9 protein-coding genes are annotated in these 16,167 nt (G+C 65.9%); 3 read left to right on the top strand and 6 right to left on the bottom strand.

Annotation, left to right across the window (positions count from 1 at the left end; all coding sequences use genetic code 11):
- Positions 1-2: 2 nt before the first annotated feature.
- Entirely contained in the window at positions 3-263 is a 261-nt protein-coding gene (locus tag C8J46_RS06300; protein ID WP_056480099.1) for a DUF2171 domain-containing protein, read from the top strand.
- A gap of 139 nt (positions 264-402) precedes the next feature.
- On the opposite strand, the gene C8J46_RS06295 is transcribed toward C8J46_RS06300, so the two are convergent.
- From C8J46_RS06295 to C8J46_RS06280, 4 genes are all read right to left on the bottom strand, one after another.
- A complete protein-coding gene (locus tag C8J46_RS06295; protein ID WP_132736345.1) occupies positions 403-2,322 on the bottom strand; it encodes a ribonucleoside-diphosphate reductase subunit alpha in 1,920 nt (639 codons plus the stop codon).
- 676 nt (positions 2,323-2,998) lie between these two features.
- Entirely contained in the window at positions 2,999-5,104 is a 2,106-nt protein-coding gene (locus C8J46_RS06290) for an ATP-binding protein (RefSeq protein ID WP_207894117.1), read from the bottom strand.
- 105 nt (positions 5,105-5,209) lie between these two features.
- Complete coding sequence (locus C8J46_RS06285; RefSeq protein WP_132736342.1) at positions 5,210-5,935, bottom strand: haloacid dehalogenase type II; 726 nt, start codon at positions 5,933-5,935, stop codon at positions 5,210-5,212.
- Positions 5,936-6,155: 220 nt separating this feature from the next.
- Complete coding sequence (locus C8J46_RS06280) at positions 6,156-8,825, bottom strand: EAL domain-containing protein (protein ID WP_243643242.1); 2,670 nt, start codon at positions 8,823-8,825, stop codon at positions 6,156-6,158.
- 244 nt (positions 8,826-9,069) lie between these two features.
- Here C8J46_RS06280 and C8J46_RS06275 point away from each other — a divergent pair, with 244 nt between their 5' ends.
- Positions 9,070-10,209, top strand: a complete 1,140-nt coding sequence (locus tag C8J46_RS06275; RefSeq protein WP_132736339.1) for a Gfo/Idh/MocA family oxidoreductase — start codon at positions 9,070-9,072, stop codon at positions 10,207-10,209.
- A 4-nt stretch (positions 10,210-10,213) separates the two neighbouring features.
- Positions 10,214-10,801, top strand: a complete 588-nt coding sequence (locus C8J46_RS06270; protein WP_132736336.1) for a transcriptional regulator — start codon at positions 10,214-10,216, stop codon at positions 10,799-10,801.
- A 502-nt stretch (positions 10,802-11,303) separates the two neighbouring features.
- Here the strand turns inward: C8J46_RS06270 and C8J46_RS06265 are convergent.
- Positions 11,304-12,893 (bottom strand): efflux transporter outer membrane subunit, encoded by a 1,590-nt coding sequence (locus tag C8J46_RS06265; protein ID WP_132736333.1) that lies wholly within the window; start codon positions 12,891-12,893, stop codon positions 11,304-11,306.
- Complete coding sequence (locus tag C8J46_RS06260; protein ID WP_132736330.1) at positions 12,890-16,162, bottom strand: efflux RND transporter permease subunit; 3,273 nt, start codon at positions 16,160-16,162, stop codon at positions 12,890-12,892. Before C8J46_RS06260 ends, C8J46_RS06265 begins: the two co-directional genes overlap by 4 nt.
- Between the last annotated feature and the right edge of the window lie 5 nt (positions 16,163-16,167).

Here is a 16,167-nt window from a genome sequence, read left to right as displayed (position 1 = left end):
CCATGGTCGATGCAACCCAGATCCAGGAACATGCCGAAGTCATCGGTGCGGACGGCGTCCATGTCGGCACCGTCGACAAGGTCGAAGGCAACCGCATCAAGCTGACCAAGAAGGACTCGGGCGCGCAGGTCGTCGAGGGCACGGGCAGCCATGAAGGGCATCATCACTTCATCTCGCTCGGGCTGGTCGCGGATATCGAGGACGGCAAGGTCCGACTTTCCGCCAACGCCGACGTGGCGGTGACGTTCGAAGAAGAGGCCTGACGCGAACGCGGTGCGCATCGAGCGCGCTGCATAGCCTGCCCGAACCCCGGTCCGCTTCGCGCGGGCCGGGGTTTCTTGCGTCAGGCGTCCCCCGGTCCGTGGTTCACGGGCCGGGGTCACGCTTGAGCGCCGAGAGGCCTTACTGGCAGGCAAGGCACTCATCGTAATCCTTCGACTCGACGTCGATCTGGCGCAGGTCGATGGTGTTGTCCGCCTCGACGCCGCCGGCGAAGCCCGCGCGCTGGACCGACTTCGAACGGAGGTAATAGAGCGACTTGATGCCGAGCTCCCACGCGCGGAAGTGGAGCATGAGCAGGTCCCATTTCTCGACGTCCGCGGGGATGAACAGGTTCAGCGACTGTGCCTGATCGATGTACGGCGTGCGATCCGCCGCCAGCTCTAGCAGCCAGCGCTGGTCGATCTCGAAGCTCGTCTTGTAGCAGTCCTTTTCCTCGGTCGAGAGGAAGTCGAGGTGCTGGACCGAACCACCCTGCTCGAGGATCGAGTTCCAGACCGCGTCGCTGTTCTTCGACTTCTCGCTGAGCAGCTTTTCGAGATACGGGTTCTTGATCGAGAAGCTGCCCGATAGCGTCTTGTGCGTGTAGATGTTCGCGGGGATCGGCTCGATGCACGCCGACGTGCCGCCGCAGATGATCGAGATCGACGCGGTCGGCGCGATCGCCATCTTGCAGCTGAACCGCTCCATCGCGCCGACGTCGGCGGCATCGGGGCAGGGGCCGCGCTCGATCGCGAGCTGCATCGAGGCTTCGTTGGCTTGGGCACTGATGTGCTTGAACATGCGCAGGTTCCACGACTTCGCCATCGCGCCCTCGAACGGGATGCCGCGCGCCTGGAGGAACGAGTGGAAGCCCATCACGCCGAGCCCGACCGAGCGCTCGCGGCCCGCGGAATAGGCGGCGCGCTCCATGCCGGGTTCGTGGCGGTCGATGTAGTCCTGCAGGACGTTGTCGAGGAAGCGCATGACGTCTTCGATCAGGCCCTTCTCGTCCTTCCACTGATCCCATGTCTCGAGGTTCAGCGACGACAGGCAGCAGACCGCGGTACGCTCGTTGCCGAGGTGATCCTTGCCGGTCGGCAGCGTGATCTCGGAGCACAGGTTCGAGGTCGAGACCTTGAGGCCGAGCTCGCGGTGATGCTTCGGCATCGCCTTGTTCACGTGATCCGCGAAGACGATGTACGGCTCGCCGGTCTGGAGGCGGGTCTCGACGAGCTTCTGGAACAGCGAGCGCGCGTCGACGGTGGCGCGGATCGCCTGGTCCTTGGGCGAACGGAGATGCCATTCGTCGCCGTTGCGGACGGCTTCCATGAAGTCGTCGGTGATCAGCACGCCGTGGTGGAGGTTCAGCGCCTTGCGGTTGAAATCGCCCGAGGGTTTGCGGATTTCGAGGAATTCCTCGATCTCGGGGTGCGAGACGTCGAGGTACACGGCGGCCGAGCCACGGCGCAGCGAGCCCTGCGAGATCGCGAGCGTCAGCGAATCCATGACGCGGACGAACGGGATGATGCCGCTGGTCTTGCCGTTGAGGCCGACCGGCTCGCCGATGCCGCGGACATTGCCCCAATAGGTGCCGATGCCGCCGCCGCGCGAGGCGAGCCAGACATTCTCGTTCCAGGTGTCGACGATGCCGCCGAGGCTGTCGGGGACCGAGTTGAGGTAGCACGAGATCGGCAGGCCGCGACCGGTGCCGCCGTTCGACAGAACGGGGGTGGCGGGCATGAACCAGAGCTTCGAGATCGCGTCGTACAGGCGCTGTGCGTGACCGGCGTCGTCGGCATAGGCCGACGCAACGCGGACGAACAGGTCCTGATAGCTCTCGCCCGGGAGCAGGTAGCGATCCTTGAGCGTGTCCTTGCCGAACTCGGTCAGCAGCGCATCGCGGCTGTGATCGACCTCGACCGGGTAGATCTGCGCGCGCACGGAGTGGCTGTCCTGCGCCTGGCGCGGCGCCTTGGGTGCCTCGGCGGCAGGCGTGGCAGTGGTGTGTTCGATCGTGTCTGTGGTCATGTCGCTATCCCGGCTGCTGTCTCTGAAATCCATCGAAACCGCTCCTAGTGTTCTGTATTCGTTCGAATCGGTCGCCTGTTGCCATGCTACCATCGGACGGGCTCAAACGGGAGAACAAAAAGTGACCATCGCGGCGGTGGAAGGCGCGCTTACGGTCATATCGCATAGGACTATGCAAGGGTTGTTCTACCAGCGATTGGGTCCGCCCCCGAACGCAACCCCAAGAGATTGTGCCAAAGCGCGAAGAGACGCAAGGGGGTGCGGGGGTGGTTGAGGGCTCGGTTCGTCGTGTTCGTGTGCGGGTTGAGCGAGCCGAGGATTCGCGACGCGTGGAGTTCTGCGGGGTTCGCGATGTGCAAGGGAACGGGGCGGGAACGAAAAATTATTTCAGGGGTCAAAGTGGCAAATGTTGCTTTGGTTGTAACGCAGGGCGGGGGGGGGCGTTGAGTGACTTCCGCCGTTTCTAGTTCCCCCGCGGAGGCGGGGGCCCAGGAGCCGCGAGCGTCGTCCTGCGTGATTCCTGGACCCCCGCCTTCGCGGGGGAACGGGAATTGTTCGGGATCCCGCCCACACCACCACCACACCACCCCGGCGGAGGCCGGGGTCCAATTGGGGGACGTCGCCAACGGAGCGGTGCGCGTCGTTACTGCGACCTTTCCATTTGGGCCCCGGCCTTCGCCGGGGTGGTGGCATTGGATGGGGGGCTGGCTCAGCCCTCGATGATCGTCCGAATCTGCGTGGCCAAGGCCTCCATTGCGAACGGCTTGGTGATCATCGACATGCCCGGTTCCAGGAAGCCCGCCGCGAGCGCGGCGTTTTCCGCATAGCCGGTCATGAACAGCACGCGCAGCCCCGGGCGCATCGCCCGGCCAGCGTCGGCGACCTGGCGACCGTTCAACCCCGGCAGGCCGATATCGGTGACGAGCAGGTCGATCCGGTCCATCGTCCGCAACCGTTCGAGACCGGTCGGGCCGTCATGCGCCTCGACCGCCTCATAGCCGAGCTCGCCGAGCACCTCGACGATCAGCGACCGGACGACCGTATCGTCCTCGACCACCAGCACGACCTCACCCGCGTCGGTGGCGTGATCCTGCGTCAGGCCGGGGAGCGCCTCGTCCTGCTCCGCGTCGCCGTAATGGCGGGGAAGATACAGCTTGATCGTCGTGCCCTGGCCGACCTCGCTGTAGATCCTCGCATAGCCTTCCGACTGGCGCGCGAAGCCGTAGATCATCGACAGGCCGAGCCCGGTGCCCTGGCCGATCGGCTTGGTGGTGAAGAACGGCTCGAACGCCTTAGCAATAGTGTCCGCAGACATGCCAGTGCCTGTGTCCGAGACGCAGATGCAAACATAGCTACCCGGGCGGACGTCGCGCTGACTGGCGATAAAATGGTCATCGAGCAGCGCGTTGGCCGTTTCGATCGTCAGCTTGCCACCATGCGGCATCGCATCGCGCGCGTTGATGACCAGGTTGAGCAGCGAATTCTCGAGCTGGTTGGGATCGCACAGCGTCGTCCATAGGCCGGCGGCGAGCACCATCTTGAGCTCGACCTGCTCGCCGATGGTCCGGCGGAGCAGGTCCTCCAGCGAGGCGATCAGCGGATTGACCTTGACCGGGCGCGGATCGAGCGGCTGGCGGCGCGAGAAGGCGAGCAGGCGGTGGGTGAGCGAGGCCGCGCGGTTGGCGGCGGCGGTGGCGCCGGTGATGAAGCGGTCCAGTTCGCTCACGCGGCCTTGCGCGACGCGGCGCTGGACGATCTCCAGGCTGCCGGTGATGCCTTGCAACAAATTGTTGAAGTCGTGCGCGATACCGCCGGTGAGTTGGCCGACCGCCTCCATCTTCTGTGCCTGGCGGAGGGCTTCCTGTGCCTCGACGAGTTCCTGCGTGCGATCGCGGACGCGCTGTTCGAGGTCGGCATTGAGTGATTGCAGATCGCGTTCGAGCATCTTGCGATCGGTGACGTCCGCCCCCTCGACGAAGATGCCGACGACCGCGCCACGCGCATCGCGGATCGGCTGATAGACGAAATCGACATAGCGATCGTCGATCGGACCGCCGGGTTCGGCCTGGACCGCATACAGCATGCCCGACGCGGTGAAGGGTTCGCCCGTCGTAAACACACCGTCGAGCAGGCCCAGAAACCCCTGTTCAACCGCGTCGGGGAGCGCCTCGGCGACGGTACGACCGAGCACGGGGCGGTGGCCGATCAGCTTGTCATAGCCGGGATTGGTCAGTTCGAACTGGTGATCGGCTCCGCGCAACATCGCCATGAAGGTCGGCGCCTGCGCGAACATCTGGCTCATTCGCTCGCGCTCGTCGCGTAGTGCGCGTTCGGTCTGGACTCGCTCGGTGCTTTCGTAGGTTGAGCAGAACATGCCGGCGACCGCACCGCTTTCGTCGCGCACCGGCGAATAGGAGAAGGTGAACCAGGTCTGCTCGTCATAGCCCTTGCGATTGGTGACCAGCGGCAGGTTTTCGAAGAACGACGCCTTGCCGCCGAGAGCGCGGTCGACGAGCGGGCCGATGTCCGACCAGAGTTCCGACCATATGACATCGAGCCGACCGCCGAGCGCGGCGGGGTGCTTGTCGTAGAGGATCCGCGCGTAATGATCGTTGTAGAGGAAGCCGAGTTCGGGTCCCCAGGCGACGCACATCGCGAATTCCGAGGCAAGCATCAGCGATACGATCGACCGTAGCGACTGCGGCCAGTGCTCGATGGGCCCCAGCGGAGACGTCGACCAGTCGTGTGCGCGGATCATCGCGGCCATCTCGCCGCCGCCGGTCAGGAAATCGGCCTCGGCCGTCTGTAGGGTCATCTCAAATTCCTGCCGGGTCGCACGCCAGGCCGAATTTTACTCCGGGGTGCGTTCGATACGGCGACGCGTCGCACGTTTCTACCGGTTCACAGGCAGGTCGGCGGGTCATCGGCACAGTTCGTCGGCCAATCGCGTCAGGCTGTCGACGCTATAGTCCCAATCCTGCGCGGCATCCGCATCAGGTGCGGAGCGGCCGCCATATTCCTGAGGGCGGTCGACATAGGCGGTCTGCAGGCCGGCGGCGCGCGCCGCAGCGAGGTCGCTGTGGTGCGCGGCGACGAGGCAAAGTTCGCCGGGGGCGATGCCGAGAAAATGCGCGGTGGCGAGGTAGGATTCGGGGAGCGGCTTGTAGATGCGACTGACTTCGGCGCCGAGGATCGCGTCCCAGGGAAGACCGGCGCGGCGGGCCATTTCCAGCATGAGCGCGATGTTGCCGTTGCTCAGCGTGACGATCGGGAAAGCGGCCTTGAGCCGTGTCAGCCCTTCGACGGAATCGGGCCATGGATCGAGCCGGTGCCACGCGTGCGTGAGGTCGACGAGCGCGGCTTCGTCGAGCGTGGCGGGATCGATGGCGTGATGACGGAGCAGATCCTCCAGTGCCTCGCGGTGAAGCGTGTCGAGGATCACGAACGGACGGCGACCGCTGCGCACTTCCTCCAGCGCCGGCTGATAGCGTTTGCGCCAGCCATCGGCGAAGCGGTGCGGGTCGATATCGCCGCGGTTCAAGCGCGCGAGGAAGGGTGCTGCCTCGCGGGCGATGCCCGAACGCCAATCGACGACGGTGCCGAAAACGTCGAAGGCCAGGGCTTTGATGGGCGCGCGATGTACCATGGTGGAGAGACGGTGGGGGCGGGGGTTGGTTCCCCGGAATGGGCGAGTTCGAGGCCTTTGCGCATGCTGGCGGTGAGCGCGTCGTCGACGCTTTGGCCCCCATCCCGGTAAAGGTCGGGACCCGATTTGGGCACGGGGGGTGGCGAACCCCGTCCTCTGTCACGACGACCTTTCCAGTTGGGGCCCCGCCTTCGCGCGGCTTACCCTACTTCACCCTACTTCACCCTGCGCGCCGAATGCGCGAGGCCTGTCCCTGGTTCAGCCGTTCCAGGTTGAACGCCTCGTGGAATTCGATCCCGGCCTTGCCGTCGCGCGCCCAGCGGACGCGGGCGGGGGTGAGTTGGTCCTCGATCAGTTCGATCTGCATCTCGACACCGTCGGGATTGCCGTCGATCCTTACCCCGTCGAGCATCGCGCCCGACGTCGATATGTCGCGGATGCGGACGTCGCCGCGTACCCCGCCGATCAGAATGCGCGCCGAGCGCAGCATCTTGGTTCGTGGCGCGCGGCTGACCTTGAAGCCGCTTGCGGTCGCTGCACCATTCTCGCCGCCGAGTTGCAGCAATGCCTCTTCGGCACGGACCGGACGGCCATATACATAGCCCTGGATGTGGCTGCACCCGAGATCGCGCAACAGGTCGATCTCGTCCTGCACCTCCACCCCCTCGGCAGTGGTCTCCATGCCGAGCGTGTCGGCGAGCGTGACGATCGCCTTGATGATCGCGGCGTTGCGGTTGCCGGGTTCGGCGGCGCCCTTCACGAACGACTGGTCGATCTTGATCTTGTCGAACGGTGCGTTGCGCAAATAGCCGAGCGACGAATAGCCGGTGCCGAAATCGTCGAGCGCGAGCCGGACGCCGACGCCTTTCAGCGCCTTGAACATCTGTTCGGACGAACGCGTCTCGTCGAGGAACACGCCCTCGGTGATCTCGAGCTCGAGCCGGCCCGGCGCGATCCCCGACTGGGCGAGCGCGCTGGTCACGAGTGCGGGGAGGACCGGGTTGGCGAACTGGATCGGCGAGACGTTGACCGCGACGCGAATGCTGTCGGGCCAGCGCGCCGCCTCCAAACACGCGGTACGCAGGACCCATTCGCCGATCGCCTCGATCAGCCCGCATTCCTCGGCCACGGGGATGAAGTCGGCGGGAGAGACGAGCCCCCGGGTCGGGTGGTTCCAGCGGATCAGCGCTTCATAGCCGACGATCCGCACCGATTTGGTGCTGACGACGGGTTGGTAGCACAGATGGAACGCGCCTTCCCCGAGGGCGACCCGCAGATCGTCCTCGAGCAGTTTGCGCGTCCGTGCGCCTGCGAGCATCTCGTCCGAGAAGAACCGGTGGACGCCGCGCCCGTCGCCCTTGGCGGCGTAGAGCGCAAGATCGGCGTTGCGAACCAGCGTTTCGGAGTCATCGCCATCGTTGGGCGCAATCGCGATGCCGATCGAGCAGCCGATCGTGACCGCGGTCCCGCTGATGAAATAAGGCTGCGACAACGACGCGATCAGGTCGCGCGCGAGCACCGCGAGCGTATCGCGGTTGTCGATCCCCGGCAGCACGACCTTGAACTCGTCGCCGCCAAGTCGCCCGACCAGCCCAGCGTGGCCGACCCCGCGTTGCAGCCGTTGCGCGACCTGCTGGAGCAACGTGTCGCCCGCCTGGTGGCCAAGCGTGTCGTTGACCGCCTTGAACCGATCGAGATCCATCAGGAACAGCGACGTCGCGCGGTAGGGGCCGGTATTCTGCGCGAGCGTCTTGTCGAGCGAGACGCGCATCCGCTGGCGGTTGGCGAGCCCGGTCAGCCCGTCGAACAACGCCAGCCGCGTGATCTCCGCCTCCGACTTGCGCTTTTCTGTGAGATCGCTGCCCGAGCCGATGAAACCCTGGAATCGACCGAGATCGTCGACCATCGGCCGACCCGAGATCGACCACCATCGCTCGCAATCCTGCGCCGCGGCGCACACCGAATAGTCGGCGAACGAGGTTCTCGACGAGATGTGGAAGGCGAGCGTGCGTTCGGTGCCGGGCGCGTCGCTGTCCATCCGGAACAGATCGGTGAGCATCTGGCCGACCGCGTCGCCCGACGGAACCAGGTCGCGCGCGACCTTGGCGGACAGATAGGTCACGCGGCCCTGACGATCCGCCTCCCAGAACCAGCCGGCGCCATGGCCCTCGAACTCGGCGATCATCTTGACCGCGACGCGGCCTTCGTTGGAGGTGGTCGCGCGATCGAGTTCGAGCGCGTGATCGATCCGCGCGAGGCTGACCGTCGCCGCGATCAGGCACCCGAAGAACAGGAGCGCGATCGGGACGGCAATGGCGAAGCCGGCGAGGATCGCGAGCGTGAACACGAGGCCGAAGCCGACGCCGAGAATCGCTGCGCGAATCGGGTAAAGGCTGACCGCGGTGATGCCGATCGTCCCGGCGACCGCGATCACGCTGCCAAACTGGACCGGCCCGTCCGGCGTCGACGTGACTGACCACAGCAATGACGTGAGCGCGGCTCCCATGATCGCCGCACATACGGTGACGATCCAGTTGCGTCGGTGCGGCGCCAGTGCCTCCGTATCGGGCGCGCGGACCGTCACGAAAACCAGCAGCGACGCTAGCGTCAGAATGCCGCCATGCACGATGATCGCGCCAACCGATGCGTGGTCGGCGGCATCGCCGACGGCGGCAAGGCAGATCAGCAGACCGCAGGTGACGATCTGGATCGCCAGGGCAAATGGCCAGACTGCGGCGACCTGCGCGAGCTTCAGCACGAACAGGTCGGTCACCTGATCGCCGATATCCGCGGCCAGCCCGAACAGCCCGCGCATTGCGAGATGGGGTGGCCGGTCTTGCGCACGGCGATCGGCGGAGGGAAGCGGGGCGTACATCGCGGTCTTCGTCACCTTGGCGGGGCAAAATGCCAGATATGGCGCGCGAAGCCCGAACACTCGCGTGACGCGGTACTCTACCCGAAGTGGTTTCTTTCGCGTAAATCGCCACAGGGTTTTTCGCACGGAAACAAGGCGTTCGATATGCTGCGGTGGGACCAGCCCAGCAGGGACGTAATGTCGTCCGTCGAATAATCCGGGATAGCTATGCCCGCTGTCGCGTTGAGCGCGTAACCCCTTATCCACCGAGGCATTCCCCATGAGCGCAGTTTCCACGATCACGTCCGCCCTCGGGCTGGGCAAGAAGAAGGTCCGTTATGCGATCGTCGGGCTCGGCGACATCTCGCAGGCGTCGATGATGCCCGGCGTCGCGCATACCGGCAATTCGGAGATCACCGCGCTGGTCACCGACGATCCGGTCAAGGCGCGCGAACTGGGCAAGAAATACGGCGTCGAGGCGACCTATCGCTATGACCAGTTCGACGAGCTTCTAGCCTCGGGGCTGATCGATGCGATTTATATCGGGACGCCGAACTGGCGCCATGCCGAGTTCGCGATCCCCGCGCTGAAGGCCGGCATCCATGTGCTGTCGGAGAAGCCGCTCGAGATTTCGGTCGAGAAGGCCGAGGCGATCCGCGATGCCGAGCGCGCCTCGTCGGCCAAGCTGATGACCGCGTACCGGTTGCATTTCGAGCCGTCGACGCTCGATGCGATCCGGCGGATTCGCAGCGGCGAGCTGGGTGAGCTGATCGCGTTCACCTCGTGCTTCACGCAGAAGGTCGATCCGGCCAACCACCGCGTCAAGAACGGCATCACCGCCGGGCCGCTGTTCGACATGGCGCCGTACCCTATCAACGCGACGCGCTATCTGTTCGGGGCGGAGCCGACTGAAGTGGTCTCGGCGGTCGCCACGCGGCATCCCGAACTGGGGCTGGGCGATCTCGACGACACGTTCGCGGTGACGTTGCGCTTTCCCGGTGATCGGCTCGCGCAGTTCACGGTCTCCTATGCGGCGAACAACGTCGACAGCCTGACGATTTCGGGCACCGAGGGCAGCATCCATATGGACCCGGCGTACGGCTTCGGCGACGCCATGGAGCAGCGCGTGACGATCGGCGAGAAGAAGAGCCACGAGAGCTTCAAGCCGACCGATCAGTTCGGCGGCGAGATGCGCTATTTCTCCGACTGCATCCTTGAAGACCGCGATCCAGAGCCCGATGCCGAGGAGGGGCTTGCCGATCTGCGCGTGATCGAGGGCGTGCTGGAGGCGCTGAAGACACGTGGGCCGGTGACGCTGCCGCCGTTCGTGCGCTCGCGCCGGATCTCGGCGGATCAGGAGCAGACGCTGTCGCCGATCAAGGAGCCCAAGCTCGTCCACGCCGCCAGCCCGACCGGCTGAGGCGATGCTCGCCTTCCTCGATTTCGAAGCGTCGTCGCTGGGGAAGAAGAGCTACCCGATCGAGGTGGCGTGGGTGTTCGAGGACGGTACGTCTGAGAGCCATCTGATCAAGCCTGCGCCCGAGTGGACCGACTGGGACCCGGCGGCGCAGGCGATCCATGGGATCGAGCGGCGGGTTTTGGAGGAGGAGGGCGAGGACCACCGGGCGGTTGCGACGCGGATGGTGGAGGTGCTGGCCGGCCACGATCTACTCGCGAGCGCGCCGTCCTGGGATGGGAAATGGCTGAGCACGCTGTTGCGGGCTGGTGGCCAGCCGCGTCGCGTGCTGCGGTTGCGCGATAGCGATGAGGTGCAACTGGAGGCGGCGCGGGCGTGCCTCGCGGATGTCGAGCCGGCGGCGGCGCGCGAGGCTCTCGCGCGGGAGGTGGTCGGCGAGGTGTCGCAGCGGCGGAATGGGCGGGTGGTGGCGCACCGGGCGCTGGCCGATGCGAAGGCGGAATTGGCGCAGTGGCTGGAGGTGCGGGTCGAGGCGCAGAAGCGGGCGAGGGACTATGGGGCGCTGACTGGCAATACCGAGCACGGGCCCGTCTGAGGCACCACCCCGGCGCAGGCCGGGGCCCAATTGGGAGCGGTTAATAAGTGCGGGCGGCGTGTCGTTACGACGACCGTGCCAATTGGGCCCCGGCCTTCGCCGGGGTGGTGTTTCAGCGACACCAAGCAAGCGGCACGTTCAAACCATGTTTCCCCGCGAAGGCGGGCACCCAGACTGGGCTCCCGCCCTCGCGGGAGAACAATGGAGCAAGTGTTCCTCGGCGTTGAATCGACGCCTGTCCTCCAACGTCACCCCAGCGAAAGCTGGGGTATCCCGCTTGTGTCGCGACACCCGCCTGAGAGGGAGATCCCAGCTTCCGCTGGGATGACGGATGTTGTGGACGGGTAGCGGATGTCGTGGACGGGTACCGGCGTGTTTGAAGTTGCGGCGCCGACCTACTCTTGTCCGTCACCCCAGCGAAAGCTGGGGTATCCCGCTTGGGTTGCGGCGCCCGCCTGACCGGGAGATCCCAGCTTTCGCTGGGATGACGGGTTGGGCGGCCTCAGTTCGTCTCCGCCCTCGGCGCGCCGCTCATCGTCACCGGTTGTGGTCCGCCTGCCGTCGCTTCCAGCGTCGAATCTCCGCCGAGCACGCGGTAGAGCGTCACGCGGTTGCTGGCGCCTACGAGTTGGGTCGCGACGAGGTTGCGCTGCGCGGTGTAGAGCGAGCGTTGCGCGTCGAGCGAGTTGAGGAAGGTGTCGATCCCGCCGCGATAGCGGGCATCCGAAAGGCGATACGTGTCCAGCGCCGCCTCCGAGAAGTTCTGGTTTGCCTTCAGCTGGTCGGCGATCGTGCCTTGGCGCGCCAGCGTGTCCGCGGTCTCCTGGAACGCGGTCTGGATCGTCTTTTCGTAGGTGGCGAGCGCGGCGTCGCGTTGTGCCTTCGAATAGGCGACCCCGGCGATCCCGGCACCCGCACGGAAGATCGGGTAGCTGACCGAGGGCGCGACCGAATAGTTGAACGCGCCGCCGCTGAACAGCGAGGTGAGCGACGTGCTGGCGAACCCGAGGATGCCGGTCAGCGAGATCTTCGGGAACAGTTCCGCGCGCGCCGCACCGATCTCTGCGTTGGTGGCGCGGAGTTCGTATTCGGATTCGACGACGTCGGGGCGGCGCAGGAGAATGCTGCTGTCGAGGCCCGCGGGCAGCGCGGCGACGGTCGGCAGCGCCTGTTCGATCGAGGCGGGCAACAGGCTGGCATCGACGGGGGCACCGACGAGCAGTTGCAGCGCGTTGACGTCCTGCGCGAGCGCGGTGCGTTGCTGCGCGAGGTCGGACTGCGCGGTGAACAAAATCTGCTGCGCCTGGCGCAGATCGGTGCGCGGCGCGACGCCGCCGCGCAGCCGCGCGTTGGTCAGCGTGACGCTACGCTGCGAACTCGTGACGGTGTCCCGCGCGATCTTGAGCAGGCTCTGGTCGGACGCGTAGGTGAGCCACGCGTCGGCGATGTCGCCGACCAGCGTCAGGCGGGTGGCGCGCGCGGCGGCTTCGGTCGCGAAATAACGATCGAGCGCGGCGCTGGTGAGCGAACGGATGCGGCCGAACAGGTCGAGCTCGAACGCGGTCGTGCCGAGGTCGACCGAGAAGGAACTGTTCGAGCTGGAGGAACTGACCACCGATCCAGTCGAACCGGTACCCGTTCCGGTTCCGCCAGTGCCCGTGCCCGTGCCGCCGGTCCCAGTACCCGTTCCGCCGGTACCGGTGCCTGTCCCACTACCCGTGCCGCTCGTGACGGTGTTGCGCGTGCCGTTGCCACCGCCCGAATAGGTGTAGCGGCCGCTGGCATCGACCTGCGGCAACAGGTCGGCGCGCTGGATGCGGTACTGCGCGCGGGTCGACGCGATGTTGGCGGCGGCGACGCGGAGATCGCGGTTGTTGGCGAGCGCCTGGACGATGATCTGCTGGAGGCGTGGGTCCTTGAAGACGTCGCGGTAGGTGATCGCGGGCAGCGCTGCCTCGGATTGCCGCAGATACGCGTCGCCGACCGGAAGCGACGGTGGCACCGGGAGTTCGGTCCGCGCGTATTTGGGCGCGAGCGAGCAACCGGCCAGCGCGGTCGAGGCGGCGAGGATCAGGACTAGCGAGCGCATCATGCGGGCTCCGGCCGGTGAGGGCCCTGTGGTTCGGGTGGTCCGAGCGGTTCGTTATGATCGCCGTCATGGTCGTCATGGCCCTGGAAGCCGGTCGGCTTGCCGCGCAACTTGGCGATGCCGTCACGTGCACCGCGGCGGACGAGGACGAAGAACAGCGGAATGTAGAAGATCGCGAGGATCGTCGCGGTCAGCATGCCACCGACCACTGCCGTCCCGATCGCGATGCGGCTGTTCGCACCGGCACCGGTCGAGAGCGCGAGCGGCAACACGCCGAGGATGAACGCGAACGACGTCATCAGGATCGGGCGCAACCGGATCTTCGCCGCGGACAATGCCGCCTCGATGACGCGCTTGCCCTTCTTCTCCTCCTGCTCGGCGAACTCGATCATCAGGATCGCGTTCTTTGCGGCCAGCCCCATCGTCGTGAGCAGGCCGATCTGGAGATAGACGTCGTTGATCAGCCCGCGCAGCGTCACCGCGAGGATCGCGCCGACTAGCCCGAGCGGGATCACGAGCAGCACCGCGATCGGGATCGACCAGCTCTCGTATAGCGCGGCGAGGCACAGGAACACGACCAGCAGCGACAGCCCGTAGAGGATCGGCGCCTGACCCGAGGACAGGCGTTCCTGATACGACAGGCCCGACCATGCGACCGACGTGCCGGGGATCTGACCAGCAAGCTCGGCGATCCGGTTCATCGCGTCGCCCGAGCTGACGCCGGGCGCGCCCGACCCCTGGATCTCGTACGAGGCGATGCCGTTGAAGCGCGACAGCGTCGTCGGCGCCTGGCCCCAGCTCGTCTTCGCGAACGACGAGAACGGCGCCATCTGGCCATTCGATCCGCGCACGAACCACTGGCTGAGGTCGGACGGCTGCGCGCGGAACTGCGCGTCGCCTTGAACATAGACGCGCTTGACGCGGCCGCGGTCGATGAAGTCGTTGACGTACTGGCCACCCCAGGCGGTCGACAGCGTCGAGTTCACGTTCGCCTGGGTGAGGCCGAGCGTGGACAGCTTCTGCTGGTCGGCATCGACGCGCAACGTGGCGACGTCGGGCAGTTCGGTCAGGCGGATCGCGGTCAGCGACGAGTCGGCGCGAGCGAGCGCGAGCAGCTTGTCGCGCGCGGCGTTGAACTCGACCTGGCTGAGCCCGCCGGCGTTCTGCAATTCCATCGTGAAGCCGTTCGACGAACCGAGACCACGGACCGCCGGTGGCACCAGCGAATAGACCTGCGCATCGCGGAAGCCGGCGAACGCCTTCGACGCGCGACCGGTGATCGCCTCCGCGGTGTTTTCCTTGCCCTTGCGATCGTCCCACGGTGCGAACGCTATGAAGCCTTGCCCGGTGTTCTGGCCACTCGCGCCGCCGCCGCCGCCACCGCTGACGGTGAACATCGTGCGGACGTTGGCCTTCTCGTTGGTGAAGTAATATTGCTCGATCTGCTTCTGCAGCGCGAAGGTGCGGCCTTGCGTGGCGCCCGCGGGAAGCTGGAACTGGACGATGCCCGAGCCCTGATCCTCGGTCGGCAGGAAGCCCGTCGGCAGCCGCAGGAACAGCACCGCCAGCACCGCGACGATCACCGCGTAGATCAGCAGGAACAGCCACTTGCGGTCGATCACCGATTGCACGGCACCGGTGTATTTCTGCGTGCCCTTCTCGAACCCGCTGTTGAACTTGTCGCCAGCGCGCGTGAAAAAGTGCGCGACCTTGGGGAATTTGCGTTCGCCCCAGCTCTTCTCGGTGTTGCCGTCGGCGTCCTTCTTCTTCTGCTTGAGCAGCGTCGCGGTGAGGGCGGGGGAGAGGATCAGCGCGACGAGCACCGACAGCACCATCGCCGACACCATCGTCAGCGAGAACTGGCGATAGATCACGCCGGTCGATCCGCCGAAGAACGCCATCGGCAGGAACACCGCCGACAGCACCAGCGCGATCGCGACCAGCGCGACGGTGATCTCGTTCATCGATTCGATCGTCGCCTCCCGAGGCGTCATCTCGGGATTTTCCTCCATCAGGCGCTCGACGTTCTCGACCACGACGATCGCATCGTCGACCAGCAGGCCGATCGCGAGCACGAGCCCGAACAGCGTCAACGTGTTGATCGAGAAGCCCGCGAGATAGAACACGCCGAACGTGCCGAGCAGCACGACCGGGACCGCGATCGTCGGGATCAGCGTCGCGCGCCAGCTTTGCAGGAACACGAACATGACGATGACGACGAGGATGACCGCCTCGATCAGCGTCTTGACGACCTCGTCGATCGACAGCTTGATGAAGTCGGTGGTGTCGTTGGCGTAGGCGAATTTGAGGCCTGGCGGGAAGCTCTTGGCGGACTTGGCGACGAACGCCTTGACCAGTTCGGCGGTCTTGAGCGCGTCGGCGCCCGGCGCGAGCAGCACCGCGATACCGGCGCCGGGATGCGCGTTGACGCGACTGCGCGCGTTGTAGTTCTCCGCGCCCAGCTCGATCCGGGCGACATCGCGCAGCTTGACCACCGCGCTGTCGTTGGTGGTCTTCAGGATGATGTTGGCGAACTGCTCGGGCGTCTGGAGACGCGACTGTGCGGTGACGGTCGCGTTGAGCATCTGCGTATCGGGCTGGGGCTGGCCGCCGAGTTCGCCGGCGGCGACTTCGGTGTTTTGCGCCTGGATCGCGGTGGTCACGTCGCTCGGGATCAGCTGGTAGCTGGCGAGCTTGTTCGGGTTCAGCCAGATCCGCATCGCGTATTGCGCGCCGAACACGTTGCTGTCGCCGATGCCGGGAATACGGCCGAGCGGGTCCTGCAGGTTCGAGACGAGATAGTCCGAGACGTCCTGGTTGGTCAGCTTGTCGGTCTCGTCATAGACGCCGACGATCAGGAGGTTGTCCGGGTTCGACTTGCGCACCACGAGGCCCTGCTGCTGGACCTGCGTGGGGAGGCGGGACAGCGTCTGCTGGACCTGGTTCTGGACCTGGACCTGCGCGATGTCGGGATCGGTGCCCTTCTCGAACGTCACGGTGATCGTCACCGAGCCGCGCGACGACGAGGACGAGCTGAAATAGATCAGCCCGTCGATGCCGGTCAGCGATTGCTCGACGACCTGCGTGACGCTGTTCTGGATGGTCTGCGCGTTGGCACCCGGGAAGGTCGCGCGGACGGTCACCTGAGGCGGTGCGACGTCGGGGTACTGCGCGATCGGCAGGCTCATGATCGCGCCGATGCCGCCAAGCATCACGATGATCGCGAGCACCCAGGCGAAGATCGGGCGATCGATGAAGACACGGGACAACATAAGGG

This window comes from Sphingomonas sp. PP-F2F-A104-K0414 (assembly GCF_004340945.1).
In the GTDB taxonomy this organism is placed as follows: Bacteria; Pseudomonadota; Alphaproteobacteria; order Sphingomonadales; family Sphingomonadaceae; genus Sphingomonas.
This window is presented reverse-complemented; position numbering and strand designations above follow the sequence as displayed.

Excerpts from the sequence above, each read along its gene's own strand:
- C8J46_RS06290 (WP_207894117.1), bottom strand. The coding sequence starts at position 5,104 with ATGACCCTACAGACGGCCGAGGCCGATTTCCTGACCGGCGGCGGCGAG.
- C8J46_RS06270 (WP_132736336.1), top strand. The coding sequence starts at position 10,214 with ATGCTCGCCTTCCTCGATTTCGAAGCGTCGTCGCTGGGGAAGAAGAGC.
- C8J46_RS06300 (WP_056480099.1), top strand. The coding sequence starts at position 3 with ATGGTCGATGCAACCCAGATCCAGGAACATGCCGAAGTCATCGGTGCG.
- C8J46_RS06260 (WP_132736330.1), bottom strand. The coding sequence starts at position 16,162 with ATGTTGTCCCGTGTCTTCATCGATCGCCCGATCTTCGCCTGGGTGCTC.
- C8J46_RS06285 (WP_132736342.1), bottom strand. The coding sequence starts at position 5,935 with ATGGTACATCGCGCGCCCATCAAAGCCCTGGCCTTCGACGTTTTCGGC.
- C8J46_RS06295 (WP_132736345.1), bottom strand. The coding sequence starts at position 2,322 with ATGGATTTCAGAGACAGCAGCCGGGATAGCGACATGACCACAGACACG.
- C8J46_RS06265 (WP_132736333.1), bottom strand. The coding sequence starts at position 12,893 with ATGATGCGCTCGCTAGTCCTGATCCTCGCCGCCTCGACCGCGCTGGCC.
- C8J46_RS06275 (WP_132736339.1), top strand. The coding sequence starts at position 9,070 with ATGAGCGCAGTTTCCACGATCACGTCCGCCCTCGGGCTGGGCAAGAAG.